Consider the following 16475-nt stretch of genomic DNA (forward strand, 5'->3'; position numbering starts at 1 on the left):
TGCCATCTATACAATATATTACTAAAAGATACCATTATTATTATAATGACTATTGTCCCAGATAACCATGTTGATTTGTTGAAATTATGGTATGGTGGGAAGTTGCTTGTTTAGTTTTGCAATAGGAGGCGCTTTTTATTAGAGTTGTTATTTAGTACACAAAAAGACACAGCCCTCAAAATTCAGGGCTGTGTCCTCTTATTCGAATTATTTTATTGAGCTTCAATTAACCCATAACGTCCGTCTTTACGCTTGTAAACTACGTTTGTATTGTGAGTTTCCGCGTTTGTGAATACGTAGAAGCTGTGCCCCAATAAGTTCATTTGAAGAATTGCTTCCTCACTGTCCATTGGCTTAAGGTCGAAGTGTTTTGTACGAACTACCTCTAAATCCTGGTCATCTTCTTCAACAGGAACTCCTTTGTTCTCTTCAAGAACAGTGAACATTGAAGTAAGTCCGCCTTTTTCACGGAATTTTCTGTTAACTTTAGTTTTATGCTTGCGAATTTGACGTTCTAATTTATCTGCAATTAAGTCAATCCCTGCATACATATCTTCATTAGCTTCTTCAGCGCGTAAGACTAATTGAGTCATTGGGATAGTTACTTCTACTTTAGACTTCTTGTCGCTATATACTTTGAGGTTAACATGCACTTGTGCATTTGGTGTCTCTGTGAAATAACGCTCCAATTTTCCAATTTTTTTCTCGACATATTCTCTTATCGCTGGAGTAACCTCAATGTTTTCACCACGAATGTTGTAGTTCATAAGTAACTCCTCCTTTTGTTAATGGCATAGCTTATGATTAGAGTATACAACTTGTCAGCAAGACCTGCCAACTTTTAACCCGAATCATTTTTCTATGCTTTGTGTTTAAGCTATGTATACTATTTCTATTTTGCCCAGGTTAAATCCTCCCATAACCCTGTAAAATTGTGTCTAATTTCCGAACGACACCACTTTTCATAAATAATTCAATTCAACGACCAAATTAGTGTTGATTTTACGCTATTTCACCAGAAAGACAGTACCATTATTTCCCCCTTCCAAAGAAAAACGGAGTTTAATTTATGGGATTTATTGGTAAGTATTCCTATGCTTAACTATTTTATGACTAATCCATTGTGATTTATGTTCTTTTTTTTAACAAAAAGTTACAAATAGCACAAACAATACTGTCCCCCTCTTGCCAACGTGAGAGATGATACATTTGCGGCACCCGCCTGCTTCAGCACTTTTGCAGCATGACGCAATGTTGATCCTGTTGTATAAATATCATCTACAAGTAGGATACTCTGATTCCTAACATCTATTACATCAGGAATGAACGTGAAAACCTGTGGAACGTGAATTCGCTCTGCTCGGGATTTTTTTGATTGTTTTTCGGTATGAAGCCTACTTAGCAAATGGGTTGGATTGTATCCAGCTTCCCTTATTAGCGCTTCAGCTTGATTAAACCCCCTTTCATACAAGCGTTCCGTACTAAGCGGAATAGGAACGAGAATATTAGGCATAAGCTCCTTCAGCTTTCTTTTTATAAAAATAGAAAAGGCATGGACGATCATATAATCTCCGCGGAATTTAAAGGTCGCCAACACTTGCTTCAAAAAATCATTATAGGTGAAAATTGATGTATTACAGGCGAGTTGATTGGACCACTCTAGATTTTCCTCCCAACGAATACAGTCGAAGCAAAGCTCCTCTCTCCTAAATAAATATTCCCCATTTTCAAAAGAACGACCACAAATCGAACAAGTTTCTCCGTGAATTTCAATTAATTTGTTTAAGCACGTTTTACATAACAACGTTGCAGTTTCTTTGGAAAATAGCTGACCCCAGCTCATTTGATAATCCATGTCCTCATGACAAACGACACAGCGCGGATTGTGAAACATCTCTTTCAATTCCAGCATAATATCGATCCTTTCGTTTTTAAAAAAGTTCCTAGTTAATCGACTAGGCCCCGCTGTTTCGCCTCACGATTCATATCAATGATTTGCTGTCTCGCCCGCACCATTGCTTCTGTTTTTCCGTAATGGAAAAAGCTGATTGTTCCTGATGGACAATCTGCACTTCGACCTACACGACCAGCGATTTGGACCAAAGCACTTTCCGTAAAAATCCGATCTTCTGCCCCGAGCACGGCCACGTCAATATTTGGGAAAGTTACACCTCGTTCGAGAATAGTCGTAGTTATAAGCAGCGATGTTTCTCCATTTCGCATCCTTATTACCTTGTTCTTGCGGTCAGGGTCCTCTGCATGAACACCCTCGATGTTTATGCCCGGAAAAGCTTCGTTAAGAATTCGGAGCACGTTTGGAAACAGGTCAATTTTTGGAATGAAAAGCAAAGCTTGCTTTCGAGGATGAGTTGCAGAGATGCGCTGTTGGAGCCAAAGAAGGAGTTTTTTCGGGAGTGCCTGGCTTTTATTTAGCATTTTGTTCCAGTTTCCACACCAGATGAATTCCGGAATCGGCAATGGATGGCGATGATAGCGAGCAGGAATCTTCACATGTTTCAATTTGCCATTGCGGCATAGCTTTTGCCATTTGGGACTTGGTGTTGCAGTTAAATAAACGAGTGCGGATTGAGGCTTTCTTGCCTGTTTAACAGCATATTGGAGTGCATCATCTGCGGTAAAAGGGAATGCGTCCACTTCATCAACGATGACACTGTCGAACGCTTGGTAGAAGCGGAGCAGCTGATGTGTGGTTGCAATCGTCAGTGGAGCGAGCATATGCCTGTCAGGACTGCCACCGTACAAAGAGGCAACATTAATCGTTGGAAAAGCTTGCTTCAGGCGTGGCGTGAGCTCGAGGACAACATCTGTTCTTGGGGTGGCGATACACACTCGTTGGCCACTTATCAGAGCCTGATTTATTCCGGAAAATAACACTTCCGTTTTGCCGGCGCCACACACGGCCCAAACCAATAATTCAGTTTGCTGAAGGAAAGCAGCTTCAACTTTAGAGGATGCATATTTCTGGCCTTCGGATAGTGTGCCTGTCCAGGCTAACAGAGAGCTAGTACTCCGAGCTTCATTTACTAGGGTTAAAGATGTTTCGTGTTCGTGATTAATTTGAGCTTCACGTTCAAGCATTGGTGGCTCAGGTCCACTCCAGCTAATCAATTGGGTACAAGAGCTAATTCGTCCCATCATGAGGCATTTCCGACAATAGATACAGGTTTGTCCACAGCGTGCACACGGAAAAACACCAAACCAAGATGGGTCATGGTTTCCACAGCGAACGCATTGGGTCTGGACTCTAGTTTTTGTGAGTCCATTTCTGAAGGTAATAAAGCCATTTTCAGCATGTTGTTGAATTTCGGTTGAAGGAAAAGGAAGATCATCAATTAGGAGTTGCTTTCCGAAGGTCATTCTTTGAAGGTCAACATTGAAGGGAAGCAAAAAAACTCACCTCACTCAATTTTCAACTAAATATAATTTAACGCACTAAAGCAGTGGGGGACAGTCCCCCACCACGTTAGCGCGGTAAAGCTTTTATTTTTTGGACCAGCCCATACCCATGGCACCTTCACCTAGGTGGGTACCGATAACGGCACCAAAGTAGCTAATTGTAAATTCTACATTTGGAAACTTCGGCTGTAGCTCTGCCAGCCAATCTTTCGCATCTTCTTCCCGATTCGCATGGATGATGACTGCTTCAAATGGTTCTCCACCTTTAACAGCCTCTGCTAGTAATTCCTCAATTCGCTTCATCGCCCGCTTTTTTGTCCGGATTTTTTCAAATGGAACAATCATCTTATCAACAAAATGCAGCAACGGCTTCACTTGAAGGAGACTCCCGATTAGTGCTTGAGCACTTGAAAGTCGACCGCCCCGTTGTAGGTGCGATAAATCATCAACCATAAAGTACGCCCGAACATCTTTCTTCATCTCTTTAAGACGTGCCATTATTTGCTCCGGGTCATTCCCCGCAAGAGCCAGTTTTGCCGCTTCAATAACGTAGAACCCCTGCACCATGCAGCTCACCTCAGAATCGAACGGATAAACAGTCAATCCATCGACCATTGTGCCAGCCGTAATGGCTCCTTGATACGTTCCGCTGATTCCACTTGAAAGATGGACACAGATTACTGCATCATAGTCCTTCGAAAGCGTCTCAAATAGCTCAACAAATTCACCGATTGGAGGTTGTGAGGTAGTGGGCAGCTCCCGATCCTTGACTAATTTATAAAAATCGCCAGGACCTAGCTCCTTTTCCTCTTGATATGCCTCATTACCAAAAATTACATTTAAAGGAATCATATTTATATTTAATTTTTCAAGAATGTCTTTCGGTATGTAAGCTGTACTATCTGTTACAACTGCAGTTCTCATATATCTGCCTACCATCCTAACTTCGTTTTCTTCTAATTTATGTCTACTGTCCATTTTATATGATAACCTTTCAAATTGCATTAATTAGGGATGGTCTAATTTTAGAACAAAAGCGCAAGCGCCTTGATCAGGGGCGACAGGCACAAGGCGAGCCCTTCCGGAAATCCTGATTTCCGGAAGGGATTGACTTGTGACCCCGAGCCCCTAGGCGCTGGAGCTGGACGTGTATAACGTTGTGAAACTTATCCACAGCATTACAATTTATAATTTCCAAAACAATCAAAAATAAAAACGCTGCATTGCTACAGCGTAATTGTCTTAGTTATATTGATTTTGCTAGAACCACATCAAGCCCTCTTTGCTTGATTTCAGCAAATATCGTATCGATAAATTGTTTTTCTAATTGATATTGTTGTGCTTTAAAATATACTTCCAGCAAGTCCTGATCAGTAAGAATTCGCAACGATGACATGGATAATTCACTCCATTCATGTAGATATACTACATTTTCACAAATAAGTGAAAATCAGTAAATAAATGGAGGTTTGATGTCATAATCTTTTCAATGTTCTGTGAATATTTTCTTAACATTATTATTTTTGTGATGAAAGTACTTGATTATTTGAAATCAAAGTTGATATTTTTATTTTACAATAATAGTTAGTCGCACAAATGAGCCTTTAGTACTATTAATTTCGTCAATAATGCATTTCCTGCTACTTATCTAACCTCTACCCAACCGTTCTTTATCGCGACAACAACAGCTTGTGTACGATCATTAACATTCATTTTCTGCAAAATATTACTGACATGGTTTTTTACAGTTTTTTCACTAATAAATAGGGTTTCACCTATACCTCGATTACTTTTCCCATCCGTTAATAGCTGGAGTACTTCACATTCCCGGCGCGTTAACAGATGAAGCGGTCGTCTAATTTCCGCAGCAGAAAATGCTGAAGGTCGTACTTCCTTAACTTCAACGGTCGCAGCCACTAAACGACGATACTCATTCACCAAATTATGGGTAACCTTTGGATGAAGATAGCTTCCTCCTGCCACCACAACTTTAACGGCCTCGATGAGCATCTCGGCATCCATTTCCTTCAAAAGGTAACCACTAGCACCAGCTTTTAATGCAGTCATCACTGAATTTTCATCATCATGATACGACAGGATAATAACCTTTGCTTCCGGTTGCTTCTCAATTAACAGCTTTGTAGCTTCAATCCCATTAATATTTGGCATGTTAATATCCATTATGACTACATCCGGTTTATATGTATCAATTAAGGTAAGGGCATCTTGTCCATCCTGACCTTCACCTACAACTTTAAATGTTGGTTCGAATTCAAGTATCCGTTTTACACCTTCTCTAAACAACTGGTGGTCATCCACAATAATAATATTCGTTGCCATTTCCCCTCGCCCCCTTATCGCGATTTTCCTTGTAATAGTTCGTGGATCTATTCTCAGCTCCTGATCCGATTTGGGAGTTTTCTACCTCGCCCCGTCTAAACTCTCTTTTCTTTTCCAAGAGGCAATTCCTACTCGAAAAAGAAATATGTTACACGCTGTTATATTGTTCGAAACTTATGTATCCCTTTTGAGGGTAAATAATAAATGAATCAAGATAATATAACTGTGTAAATCTGCTATTCCCGCATCCCATCTGCCAAAATATTCCCGATACAAACACAAGTTTTTTCTAATTTTTACCTTTTCAGAATGTTTCAATTATAACACAAAACACTTTCATATTAGGGCAAATTTTATTACAATCATCTAGGAAGAAACTGTCTTTTTATTGGATTTACCATCAATTTCACTCGGCTTTTGTCAGCCGTTGATGATTTTTGCAGAAATTTCTTTTATCACATAGATTGGAGGGGTTCAAATGCTACCTCATTACCATACAGTTAAAGGTGAAGGCGAACACGAAATCGTCATTCAAAAGTCCCGATTCATTGCTCATGTAGCCCGGACAGAACGCGAGGAGGAAGCACAAGCATTCATCCAACGCATTAAAAAACAGCACTGGAATGCGACGCACAATTGCTCTGCCTATCTTATCGGCGAAAATGACCAAATCCAAAAAGCAAATGATGATGGCGAACCGAGCGGAACAGCAGGCGTCCCAATTTTAGAAGTCCTAAAAAAACGAAAGCTAAAAGACACCGTAGTCGTCATTACCCGCTATTTCGGCGGGATTAAGCTTGGAGCAGGCGGTCTTATACGCGCATATGGAAAAGCTACCTCTGAAGGGCTCGATGTAACCGGCATTGTCGAGCGCAAACTCATGCGTATCATGCACACGACAGTTGAATATACATGGCTAGGCAAGCTCGAAAACGAGCTCAGATCCTCCATTTATGAAATTAAGGAAATTCATTACCTCGAAAAAGTTGAAATTGAAACGTCTGTAGAAGATGGCCAAATCCAAGTCTTCACTGATTGGATGGTGGAATTAACGAATGGTCAAGCGGAAATAATACAAGGAAATACTGTATATCAGGAAATCGACATTTAGCATTCATCACAATTCTCCAAAACTTTACTAGAAATTCGCTAAAAATACATTTTACGCAGAGATGGATTCATTGTAAAATGGAGGTTAGTCTATTAGTATTTTTGTACCATTAATAGGAATAGGATAAGGAGAATAATATATGTCTCAAAAAATTTACTCTTCCAGACTTGATAGGAAGAAAAAGAAAAAAGGCAAAAAAATTCTAATGTGGATCCTTTTCCCATTATTGGCTTTTGCCCTTAGCGCAGGTGTTTACGGTACAGTCCTATATAAAAAAGCTGAATCAGTAGTAAACGATTCATATAAACCGGTAAAAACAACTCAGAAAAGGGTTGAAAAGGCTGATCCCAAATTAGACAATATCTCAATATTATTAATTGGCGTCGATGAAAGTGATACAAGAAAATTTGGTGAAGGATCACGTACCGATGCTTTAATGGTGGCCACGCTTAACGAAAAGGATAAATCAGTAAAACTAGTCAGTATACCTCGTGATTCATACGTTAAAATACCTGGTAGAAAATACAAAGATAAAATCAATCACGCTCATGCTTTCGGTGGGGTTGAGCTAACCATCGATACAGTTCAAGAGTTATTTGATATTCCAATTGATTATTATGTGAAAATGAACTTCAATGCATTCATAGATGTTGTGGACTCACTTGGCGGAGTTGAAGTTGAAGTTCCTTACGATTTATATGAGCAGGATTCAAAGGATCGCGCGAACGCCATTCATTTAAAGGAAGGTCTTCAATTGCTTGACGGAGAAGAAACTTTGGCGCTAGCAAGAACAAGACACTACGATAATGATATTGAACGCGGTAAGCGCCAGCAAGAAATCATGAAATCTGTTCTGAAAAAAGCTGTATCATTAGAATCCATTCCAAAACAAGCTGACTTAATTGAAGCTGTTGGTAAAAATATGACAACGAACCTAACTTTTGCTGAAATGACTTCATTAATTGATTACGTTACAGCTGGCACTAATTTAAATATTGAATCCTATGCACTTGCAGGCAATAATTCAATGATTAACTCGATTTATTATTATCAATTAGACGAACAAGCATTATTAGATGTTCAATTACAGTTAAAAACTCATTTAGGGTTAATTCCGAGCACAGAACAGAGCAGTGAACAGGGTTCAGACCCAACGACCACCGCAAATCGAAATCAGAGCGAATTAAAAGCACAGGGAGATATCAATTAAACAACGTTTAGCTAAATAATGTATTACAAAAAGAGGTATAACCCAAAATTTCACGGGCTATACCTCTTTTCTATACTATATCGAATTGATTCAAACAATTTTAAAATTGGCCGATAGTTTTTCCCCGCTAGTCCAATAAACTCTGCGAATAATTCAATCATTAAGACTAAAAACAGAATTAATGCGTAGCCACCCCATAAATTTACTTTCGAAAAAATAATGCCTACTATTCCAAATAATGCTGCCATCGCATAAATAAGTAATACAGTTTGACGATGAGTAAATCCAGCTTTTAATAAACAATGGTGTAAATGTGATTTATCCGGAGCAGATAAAGGTTTCTTATTAACAACCCTACGTATGATTGCAAAAAATGTATCAGAAATGGGCACACCAAGAATAATCACCGGAATAATGAATGAGATAAACGTTACGTTTTTAAAACCTAACAACGACAGCACAGAAATCATATACCCTAAAAATAGCGCTCCCGTATCACCCATAAAAATTTTAGCCGGATGAAAATTATACAAAAGAAACCCTAGCGTACTGCCTAATACAATTAATCCAATCATTAGTACATATAAGTCCCCCATTGTAAAAGCCATCCAGGAAATCGTAACCAATGCAATGCAACACACTCCAGCTGCCAATCCGTCTAAACCATCAATTAGATTGATCGCATTAGTTATACCTACAATCCAAAGAATCGTTAATGGGATACTTAGTACACCCAATTCAAACTGTCCCCCGAAAGGTAAATTAATTACATTTACTTGGATTCCCCCAACGATTACCACAGTAAAAGCTGCTAATAACTGCCCAATAAGTTTGTATCTTGCTGACAATTCAAGCACATCATCTAAGAATCCAGTAATTACAATAAAAACACTGCCCATAAGGATATAGATTGAGTAGTGACCAATCGGTTTAAATAACAATATCCCAATGATGAAACTAATATATATTGCTAATCCACCAAGTCTGGGCATGACTCTTTGATGGACTTTCCTTTGACTCGGACGATCTGTTGCTCCAATTTTAAAAGCAAGTTTTCTTACTACAGGTGTGAATAGGATTGAAGAAAGTAAACAACTGAGCAAAATAAACAATATCATTGAAGCTCCTCCTCGCGTTTATTATTCCCATCAAAGGAGGAAAGAAACATCAAATTTTTCATGAATTAGTCAAAAATCTTTCTAAAAAAAGCGTATATTTTTTATATACTTTTTAAAAATAAAAAAGAGCCTAAAATGAAGCTTTTAGACTCTTAATCTATTATCTATTTTTCATGTTTACCGGCCTTAAGCCTTTAACAAATTTTATTAACGGTTTATAATCCTCGCGAATCAACCCAATCTTTTCAACAATTAATTCAATAGCCAAGACAAGTGCTGCAATCACGATTAACGAGCCCCAAACTGTAGCCTGAGAGAAAATAAATGCTGCTAATCCAAAAATCGCACTCATTACATAGATTAATAGAACAGCTTGTCGATGTGAAAACCCTACCCTCAATAAGCAATGATGCATATGTGACTTATCTGGAGCAGATAATGGCTGTTTGTTTACCAATCTCCGGACGATTGCAAAAAATGTATCAGAAATAGGAACTCCGAGAATAATAACAGGGATAACTAAGGAGATAAACGTAATCCCTTTAAATCCAAGCAGTGATAACACTGCAATAATAAAGCCTAAGAATAACGCTCCCGTATCACCCATAAAGATTTTTGCTGGGTAAAAATTGTAAAATAAAAACCCGATTGTTGAAACTGCAACGATTAGTGCAACGATCATAACGTATGTTTGCCCCATTACTCCTGCCATAGCAGCAATTGTAAATAAAGCAATTGTTGATACACCACCCGCTAAACCATCAAGTCCATCAATAAGATTAATAGCATTGGTAATTCCAACAATCCAAATCATTGTAAGCGGGATACTAAGCACACCGAAATTAATTTCCCCACCGAATGGTAGATTGATAAATTCAACATTCAAATCTCCCATTACTACAACGATGTATGCCGCTAACACTTGCCCCGCTAATTTTACCTTAGGGGAAATTTCCTTAACGTCATCAATCGCTCCGGTAAGAATAATAATGAAACTTCCAAGTAAGACTTCCCAGTGAAACGCAACATTAGGATGAAGGACAAACATCCCAATCAGGAAACTTAAAAAGATGGCTAATCCGCCAAGTCTTGGCATGATATTTTGGTGAACCTTACGTTTATTTGGTTTATCAGTAGCTCCAATTTTGAAGGCAAGTTTTTTTACTAACGGTGTTAAAAGTATTGACGCAAAGAAACAAAGAATCAATGTGATATATAACATAATGCCCCTCCGCATATCATTTCTTGTCTAAGAATAATAGATTTTATCAACTAAACTACATCTTTTTGGATTATAGCACACACAAAATTAGAAAGAAACATTTTTTTATACTGTCTGTTTATACACCTTATAGACACTTTCAGCAAAAGCCTCCACAGAAAAATGACTGGCGGTATAGTGATAAAACCTTGCTCCCATTTCTCCCAGCTCACCAGTTTTTTTCAACTCTATTGTCTTCTTAATTGCAGCCGAAATCGTCTCAACCTGATCGTCCCTTAAAATCAACCCGTATGTATGATTTGGAATCATTTTCTGCACTCCACCAACATCCGTTGTAATGACCGTTTTCCGCTCTCTTGAAGCTTCAAGTAAAACCAATGGAAAGCTCTCCGTTTTCGAAGTCAATATACCAACATCTGCCAATTTAAAATAATCAGCGATATTTTCCTGATATCCCAAAAAGATAACATGTTGTTCAAGCCCCTGTTGATTAACGTATTCCTTGATTGATGGTTCAGTCGGCCCATTTCCAATTAGTAATAATCTCACATTTTGTTCACTATTTAACACAGATTTAACTGCGGAAATTGCCAACTCGTGTCTTTTCACCGGGTCAAAACGTGCTACCATTAATAAGACGAAATCATCTTGAGAAAGTTTCAAATCTTTTCGCGAAATTATTGATTTAGTTTTTTGGTTAAAATCAATACCATTTAATATAGTAGAAATTTTATTTCTACTCACACCAAATTCAACCAACATCTCAGTAAATCTGTCTGAAATGGCAAAGTAATGATCTGGCTTTTTCAAAACCATCAAATTAAGTTTAGTGAAAATGTTGCCGATGATACCTCTTCCTAAAAAGTCGTTGCGCGGGTCACTGTGAATCGTCGTCATCCACGTAATATCCGTAAATTTGCTAATTAAATATCCATATAAATTTGCCCTCGCACCATGTGTGTGTAAAATATCAATTTGCTCTTTCTTAATGAAGTTAATAATTTTTGACAAGACGCTAAAATCATAGCGTGAAGATTGTTCAAAAGTTAACGTTCTAATTCCGAGTCCAATAGCCTTTTGTTCAAATACTCCTTTTTCCAAAAGACCCAGATAAAACTCTTCGCGATTAAATTGATTTAACAAGGATAAAATATGGACCATTCCACCGCCGGTTTCATTTCCGGCATTCAAGTGTAAGACCTTCATATATATTACGCTCCTGAAAGAGTTATGAATTTATTTAATGTTTATTTTTCTCAAACAAGACTTTAATTATGAAATCAGGCAATGCCAGCATTCTTCTCCATCTGCTTGGCTGCTTTAACAAACGATAAAACCATTCTAAATGTAATTTTTGCCAAATTTCAGGTGACCTCTTTACGTGACCTGAGAGGACATCGAAACTACCACCGACACCCATAAATAATCCTTTATTAAATGAGGCGAAGTGTTTTGCAATCCACATTTCCTGTCGAGGGAAACCTAGCGCAACAAAGATTAAATCAGGTTGCTTTTTTGCAATTTCATCTGCAACTTTTGAGGACTCCCAGTTGAAATATCCATCATTCCAACCGACCAATTTAAGCTTAGGGTGACGTTCCTTTACATTCTCTACTGCCTTCTCGATTACATCTTTCTTTGCACCTAGTAAATAGACACTCCATTCATTTTTATTAGCCGTTTCTAACAAATCCTGCATCAAGTCAAAGCCAGGAATTCTTTCAGGTAGTGGAGTACCTAACATTTTCGATCCAATAATTACTCCAATACCATCCGCAATGGTATAATCTGATTTATTTACTATCGATAAGTATTCAGGATCGCTATTTGCATACATCACAATTTCGGGATTTGCTGTAACTACAAAGGTTTTATCTCCCTTCGTAATCCTTTCGGTTAATTCATTTAACAATAATTCTCGTGTAGTATTTTGAAAATCTACATTAAGTATCTTAACTTTATTTCCTGTCATCATGTTAACCCTCTCTATGTTTAAAAACTATTTATCATCACTCTAGTGAATTTATAGATACATTTTATGAAAGTATTTATATATAATAGTGGTTGTAATATTTGTCGAATCTTGGTGCATCATCAACTCAAAACTTAATTATATGCTATTTTTCCACATTTGACAAAAGGATATAAGATTAGAATACACTCATGACGAATCAGGTTGTATTGACGAGTAAGACTACGTAAAATATACTTTAAAGCGTTAATTTATAAAGGGACTGATTTCACATTGGAAAAAATTATGTTTGTATTAAATTATACTGGTGATGGTGGGACCGAGAAATATGTTCTAAATTTAATCTCTGCCCTTGGGAAGGATAAATGTGTATTTGTATACTCCGAAAAGGGGCCATTTTTCGACAAATTCAAAACTCTTGGTATGCCCATTTACCAAGTTTCAATGAAAAGTCCTTTTGACTATTCCGCAGCAAAACAAATAAAAAAAATCTGTTTAGCAGAGGGAGTAACATATATTCACGCTCAATTTTTAAGAGAAAATTATATTGCCTTACTTTCTTCCGTACTAGGTTCAAAGGCTAGAGTGATTTGGACATACCATGTAAATGTCCCTATGCCTTCTTATATAAAATTTTCCAATTCGCTAATGTGTAGACTTAATCATAAAGTCATCGCAGTGGCTGAATTTATGAAAATTGAACTATTACAAAAAGGCGTACCTGAAGAGAAGATTAAAGTGATTTACAATGGAATTAGGGACCCCTATAGAGGTCATACTCGTCCGAAGGTTACAAATGAGAAGATCATATCAGTGGTCGGACGTCTAAGTCCTGAAAAGGGGCATCAATATCTCTTTAATTGCTTAGCAAAAGTAAAAAAAGAACGTCCGGATTTATTATGGAAGTTAAATATTGTTGGTGACGGAGGCTTGAAACAAGAGCTTAATGCTTTAGCGATAAATTTAGGGATAGATGATAATGTTGTTTTCAAGGGGTTTGTGAATGATATGCAATCGGAGTACGAAAATAGTGATATCATCGTAATGCCATCCCAGAACGAAGCATTTCCTTTTGTCGCCATTGAAGCTTTGGCGAACCAAAAACCCGTAATCTCAACGAATGTGGGTGGTTTACCAGAAATAATTAGGCACAATGAGACTGGATTATTAACCACCTACGGCGATGTCCATTCACTTTCTGAAAGTATTATTAAATTATTAGAAGATGAGACTTTAGCCAATAATTTAGCAGAAAATGGTAGAGAATACTTTCTACAAACTCTTACGTTTGACGAGATGCTAAATAAGACACTCTCGGTTTACAATTTATCAAGAGAAACAATTAAAATAAATAATTAGAGGTTAAATAGAATGAATTTATCATTAAACAGATTTCACATAATGTTAGCTGGGATTCTATTATTAATTATTGGCTTATTTATTCCAAACTCAATCGTTGGTATATTAATTTGCGTCACTTTAGCAGCTGCGGCTTTTTATGATGAAAGAATCGGCATTTATTTCTTAATTATCACAATTCCTATCCGACCTTTTATCATTTTGTATAATACCGGATATAAGTTTATTGGCGATATCTTGATTCTTTTTCTGCTATTGAAAATTGCCTATAATAACCGGAAAAAGATAACATCCTTGTTCCGTCTTAGTTTTCTAGAAATATCATTTTTGCTTTTTATTGCAGTAGGTGTTGTATCTGCATTCCTAACAGGAGTATCTCTTCCTGCAATTATTATGCAAGTCCGAGCGTTTCTGCTGTTCTTCTTACTATTCTATATAGTAAAAAGAATGACTATTTCTCAGAAAGATACTTATGATTTTGCTTTAGTAACTTTTGTTACTGCAACCATTTTATCCATTCAGGGGATTATCGAGAAAGTATCAGTGCGGACATTGCTATTACCAGAGATTTGGGAAAACATGGAACTTGCCGTTACCAATAAAACAAGGGTATACGGTTTAATTGGTGGTCCAAATGAACTAGCTCTTTATTTAGCCATTTCATTTATTATTAGTTTTTATTTGTTAATGAACGCCACTGGACGATTCAGAATTCTAATCTATACTGGTATGACATTAATTCTTGCTGTCTTCTTTTTAACGTATTCACGAGGAGCTGTGTTAGGGGTTGCAGCCTTCCTTATAATGTATCTGCTTATTAATCGTAAGCTTGCAAATTTCAAATCATTAATGGTGATCTTAATCTCGTCTGCTGTCCTATTTCTCGGAGTTGTGACTACTACAAACTACGTAGAAAAATATTTAGAGCAGCAATCCATTGAGGATGCGAAAAATCCAGACAAAAATAAAGAAAAAACGCCAGAAAAGGGACTAAACCGATTCACTGGTGCATTTTCCGACGAAAATATGGCACTTAGTAATGAGGATGGAAGAGTTTATTATGTAAAAAAGGCGATTGAAGTATTTAAGGATCGACCAATTAATGGTTATGGTTTCGGTACTTTTGGTGGAGCAGCAACACAAACCTACTCTTCTCCAATTTATAAGCAGTATAAAATTGCCTGGAATTTCTATTCCGACAATCAATATATTCAAATTCTTGCTGAGACCGGATTAGCTGGTACAATCTTTATTTTATTATCAGTTCTAGGTATGGGAAAGATGACATGGTCATTACGAAAAGGCTATATCTTCTCCGCCTTACTAATCTTTTTCTTCGTTACAGCAATTGTAAGTGGTGTCGTGTATAATATTTTGGAAAATGACGTATTCACGATGTACTATTTTATTCTCCTTGGTTTTGCTCATCACTTTTTAGCTGGCAAAAAGGGCAAGGATTCAACTCTTTAATTGGCAAAATTTCATAGTAAGGCACCTCCTATTTTTCTTCAAAACAAAGAGTTAAATATGAGGTGTCTTTTTGCTATACTAAGTAAGTTGGCTTACTTTAACACCTCTGCAAATTCCAAAAATAAGGATGGATTAATAATGAAAAAGGTATTAATTTCAATCGACAGTTTAGGTGGTGGCGGAGCAGAGAAAGTGCTCATCAACCTCTTAAAACACCTAAATAAAGATAAATATGAGGTCACATTGCTATTGCTTTTTAATGAGGGAATCTATCTTAAAGAAGTACCAAAACACGTAAAAATAAAAACAATATTCAACCCGAAAGGCAATATTCATCGTAGAATTCTCTATAAACTATTTAAGTTTTTTTCTGCTGAAAGATTATATAAGACATTTATTCAAGAAAATTACGATGTTGAGATTGCCTTTTTAGAAGGAAGCACAACGAAATTGATCTCGGGGTCGCCGAATTCAAAATCAAAAAAGATTGCTTGGGTTCATACTGATTTTGCAAATTACCATTGGTCAAAACATTATTACAAAAATAATGAGGAAGAAAAAAAACAATATAAAAAGTTCAATGATATTATCTTTGTTTCAAATGATTCATTGAAGGGATTTGAAAAAACACTACTCATACACGATAAGTTAAGTGTTATTTATAATCCTATCGACGCAGACGAAATCTCAAACAAATCGAAACAGGACAGCATTAAAAATGATATGCTTACTGTCATCTCCGTTGGAAGATTAATTGAACAAAAAGGTTATGACCGATTAATAAAGGTCCATAGTCAGTTAATCAAGGAAGGTATTGAGCACAAACTTGTATTAATTGGTGAAGGTGAAGAAAAGACTAAACTAAACCAACTATGTGATGATTTACATGTTAGTAAGAGCGTTGTGTTCGCTGGTTTCCAGACTAATCCTTATAAATACGTTAATGCAGCAGATGTATATGTTAGCTCCTCTAGAGTGGAAGGGCTTCCGTTAGTGGTAGCAGAAGCATTGATATTAGGTAAACCTATTTTATGCACAAGATGCAGCGGACCGGTAGAGCTTCTTGACAACGGGAAATATGGGATGATTGTAGATAATTCTGAACAGGGAATTTACGATGGGCTTAAAGAATTGCTGTTAAGCGAAGATACAAGAAAACAGTATGCTAAACTCGCCTTGCAGCGTAAAAGCTTTTTTGATATTAATAAAATCATCTGCCAAATTGAGCAGTTAATTGATGATAAATAGAACGAAAC

Annotated in this window: 15 protein-coding genes; 5 read left to right on the forward strand and 10 right to left on the reverse strand. The window is 37.0% G+C overall.

The window, feature by feature from the left end; genetic code table 11:
- Positions 1 to 212: 212 nt before the first annotated feature.
- From hpf to FXW34_RS11465, 6 genes are all read right to left on the reverse strand, one after another.
- Positions 213 to 767 carry a ribosome hibernation-promoting factor, HPF/YfiA family gene (gene hpf, locus FXW34_RS11440; protein ID WP_147534125.1) on the reverse strand — a complete coding sequence of 185 codons (555 nt, stop codon included), beginning with the start codon at positions 765 to 767 and terminating at the stop codon, positions 213 to 215.
- Between the two features lie 386 nt (positions 768 to 1153).
- A complete protein-coding gene (locus FXW34_RS11445) occupies positions 1154 to 1912 on the reverse strand; it encodes a ComFC family protein (RefSeq protein ID WP_246140994.1) in 759 nt (252 codons plus the stop codon).
- Between the two features lie 35 nt (positions 1913 to 1947).
- Positions 1948 to 3378 carry an ATP-dependent helicase ComFA gene (locus tag FXW34_RS11450; protein WP_147534189.1) on the reverse strand — a complete coding sequence of 477 codons (1431 nt, stop codon included), beginning with the start codon at positions 3376 to 3378 and terminating at the stop codon, positions 1948 to 1950.
- Between the two features lie 123 nt (positions 3379 to 3501).
- A complete protein-coding gene (locus FXW34_RS11455; RefSeq protein WP_147534190.1) occupies positions 3502 to 4341 on the reverse strand; it encodes a DegV family protein in 840 nt (279 codons plus the stop codon).
- A 322-nt stretch (positions 4342 to 4663) separates the two neighbouring features.
- On the reverse strand, positions 4664 to 4813 hold the full coding sequence (gene sda / locus FXW34_RS11460) for a sporulation histidine kinase inhibitor Sda (protein WP_246140996.1): 150 nt from the start codon (positions 4811 to 4813) through the stop codon (positions 4664 to 4666).
- Between the two features lie 248 nt (positions 4814 to 5061).
- Positions 5062 to 5757 (reverse strand): response regulator, encoded by a 696-nt coding sequence (locus FXW34_RS11465; protein WP_147534126.1) that lies wholly within the window; start codon positions 5755 to 5757, stop codon positions 5062 to 5064.
- 478 nt (positions 5758 to 6235) lie between these two features.
- Between FXW34_RS11465 and FXW34_RS11470 the strand changes: the two genes are divergently transcribed.
- Entirely contained in the window at positions 6236 to 6868 is a 633-nt protein-coding gene (locus FXW34_RS11470) for a YigZ family protein (protein WP_147534127.1), read from the forward strand.
- 139 nt (positions 6869 to 7007) lie between these two features.
- On the forward strand, positions 7008 to 8078 hold the full coding sequence (locus FXW34_RS11475; protein ID WP_187118920.1) for an LCP family protein: 1071 nt from the start codon (positions 7008 to 7010) through the stop codon (positions 8076 to 8078).
- Positions 8079 to 8128: 50 nt separating this feature from the next.
- On the opposite strand, the gene FXW34_RS11480 is transcribed toward FXW34_RS11475, so the two are convergent.
- The 4 genes from FXW34_RS11480 to FXW34_RS11495 form a co-directional block, all read right to left on the reverse strand.
- Entirely contained in the window at positions 8129 to 9196 is a 1068-nt protein-coding gene (locus FXW34_RS11480) for a glycosyltransferase family 4 protein (RefSeq protein WP_147534128.1), read from the reverse strand.
- 160 nt (positions 9197 to 9356) lie between these two features.
- Positions 9357 to 10418 (reverse strand): glycosyltransferase family 4 protein, encoded by a 1062-nt coding sequence (locus FXW34_RS11485; RefSeq protein WP_147534129.1) that lies wholly within the window; start codon positions 10416 to 10418, stop codon positions 9357 to 9359.
- A gap of 105 nt (positions 10419 to 10523) precedes the next feature.
- The gene (locus FXW34_RS11490; RefSeq protein ID WP_147534130.1) at positions 10524 to 11624 is read right to left on the reverse strand and encodes a glycosyltransferase family 4 protein; all 1101 of its coding nucleotides are present in this window, start codon (positions 11622 to 11624) and stop codon (positions 10524 to 10526) included.
- Positions 11625 to 11658: 34 nt separating this feature from the next.
- Positions 11659 to 12393 carry a WecB/TagA/CpsF family glycosyltransferase gene (locus FXW34_RS11495; RefSeq protein ID WP_342780714.1) on the reverse strand — a complete coding sequence of 245 codons (735 nt, stop codon included), beginning with the start codon at positions 12391 to 12393 and terminating at the stop codon, positions 11659 to 11661.
- 282 nt (positions 12394 to 12675) lie between these two features.
- Between FXW34_RS11495 and FXW34_RS11500 the strand changes: the two genes are divergently transcribed.
- The 3 genes from FXW34_RS11500 (at position 12676) to FXW34_RS11510 (ending at position 16467) form a co-directional block, all read left to right on the forward strand.
- A complete protein-coding gene (locus FXW34_RS11500) occupies positions 12676 to 13749 on the forward strand; it encodes a glycosyltransferase family 4 protein (protein ID WP_246140998.1) in 1074 nt (357 codons plus the stop codon).
- A 12-nt stretch (positions 13750 to 13761) separates the two neighbouring features.
- Positions 13762 to 15219 (forward strand): O-antigen ligase family protein, encoded by a 1458-nt coding sequence (locus FXW34_RS11505; RefSeq protein ID WP_147534132.1) that lies wholly within the window; start codon positions 13762 to 13764, stop codon positions 15217 to 15219.
- Positions 15220 to 15357: 138 nt separating this feature from the next.
- Positions 15358 to 16467: a glycosyltransferase gene (locus FXW34_RS11510; protein WP_187118921.1), complete on the forward strand. Its 1110-nt coding sequence runs from the start codon at positions 15358 to 15360 to the stop codon at positions 16465 to 16467.
- Positions 16468 to 16475 lie beyond the last annotated feature (8 nt).

Source organism: Bacillus marasmi (genome assembly GCF_902168435.1).
Taxonomy (GTDB): Bacteria; Bacillota; Bacilli; order Bacillales; family Cytobacillaceae; genus Bacillus_BU; species Bacillus_BU marasmi.

Bases quoted from the DNA above. Each gene is read 5' to 3' on its own strand.
- hpf (WP_147534125.1), bottom strand. From the start codon at position 767: ATGAACTACAACATTCGTGGTGAAAACATTGAGGTTACTCCAGCGATA.
- FXW34_RS11445 (WP_246140994.1), bottom strand. From the start codon at position 1,912: ATGCTGGAATTGAAAGAGATGTTTCACAATCCGCGCTGTGTCGTTTGT.
- FXW34_RS11450 (WP_147534189.1), bottom strand. From the start codon at position 3,378: ATGACCTTCGGAAAGCAACTCCTAATTGATGATCTTCCTTTTCCTTCA.
- FXW34_RS11455 (WP_147534190.1), bottom strand. From the start codon at position 4,341: ATGAGAACTGCAGTTGTAACAGATAGTACAGCTTACATACCGAAAGAC.
- sda (WP_246140996.1), bottom strand. From the start codon at position 4,813: ATGTCATCGTTGCGAATTCTTACTGATCAGGACTTGCTGGAAGTATAT.
- FXW34_RS11465 (WP_147534126.1), bottom strand. From the start codon at position 5,757: ATGGCAACGAATATTATTATTGTGGATGACCACCAGTTGTTTAGAGAA.
- FXW34_RS11470 (WP_147534127.1), top strand. From the start codon at position 6,236: ATGCTACCTCATTACCATACAGTTAAAGGTGAAGGCGAACACGAAATC.
- FXW34_RS11475 (WP_187118920.1), top strand. From the start codon at position 7,008: ATGTCTCAAAAAATTTACTCTTCCAGACTTGATAGGAAGAAAAAGAAA.
- FXW34_RS11480 (WP_147534128.1), bottom strand. From the start codon at position 9,196: ATGATATTGTTTATTTTGCTCAGTTGTTTACTTTCTTCAATCCTATTC.
- FXW34_RS11485 (WP_147534129.1), bottom strand. From the start codon at position 10,418: ATGTTATATATCACATTGATTCTTTGTTTCTTTGCGTCAATACTTTTA.
- FXW34_RS11490 (WP_147534130.1), bottom strand. From the start codon at position 11,624: ATGAAGGTCTTACACTTGAATGCCGGAAATGAAACCGGCGGTGGAATG.
- FXW34_RS11495 (WP_342780714.1), bottom strand. From the start codon at position 12,393: ATGATGACAGGAAATAAAGTTAAGATACTTAATGTAGATTTTCAAAAT.
- FXW34_RS11500 (WP_246140998.1), top strand. From the start codon at position 12,676: ATGTTTGTATTAAATTATACTGGTGATGGTGGGACCGAGAAATATGTT.
- FXW34_RS11505 (WP_147534132.1), top strand. From the start codon at position 13,762: ATGAATTTATCATTAAACAGATTTCACATAATGTTAGCTGGGATTCTA.
- FXW34_RS11510 (WP_187118921.1), top strand. From the start codon at position 15,358: ATGAAAAAGGTATTAATTTCAATCGACAGTTTAGGTGGTGGCGGAGCA.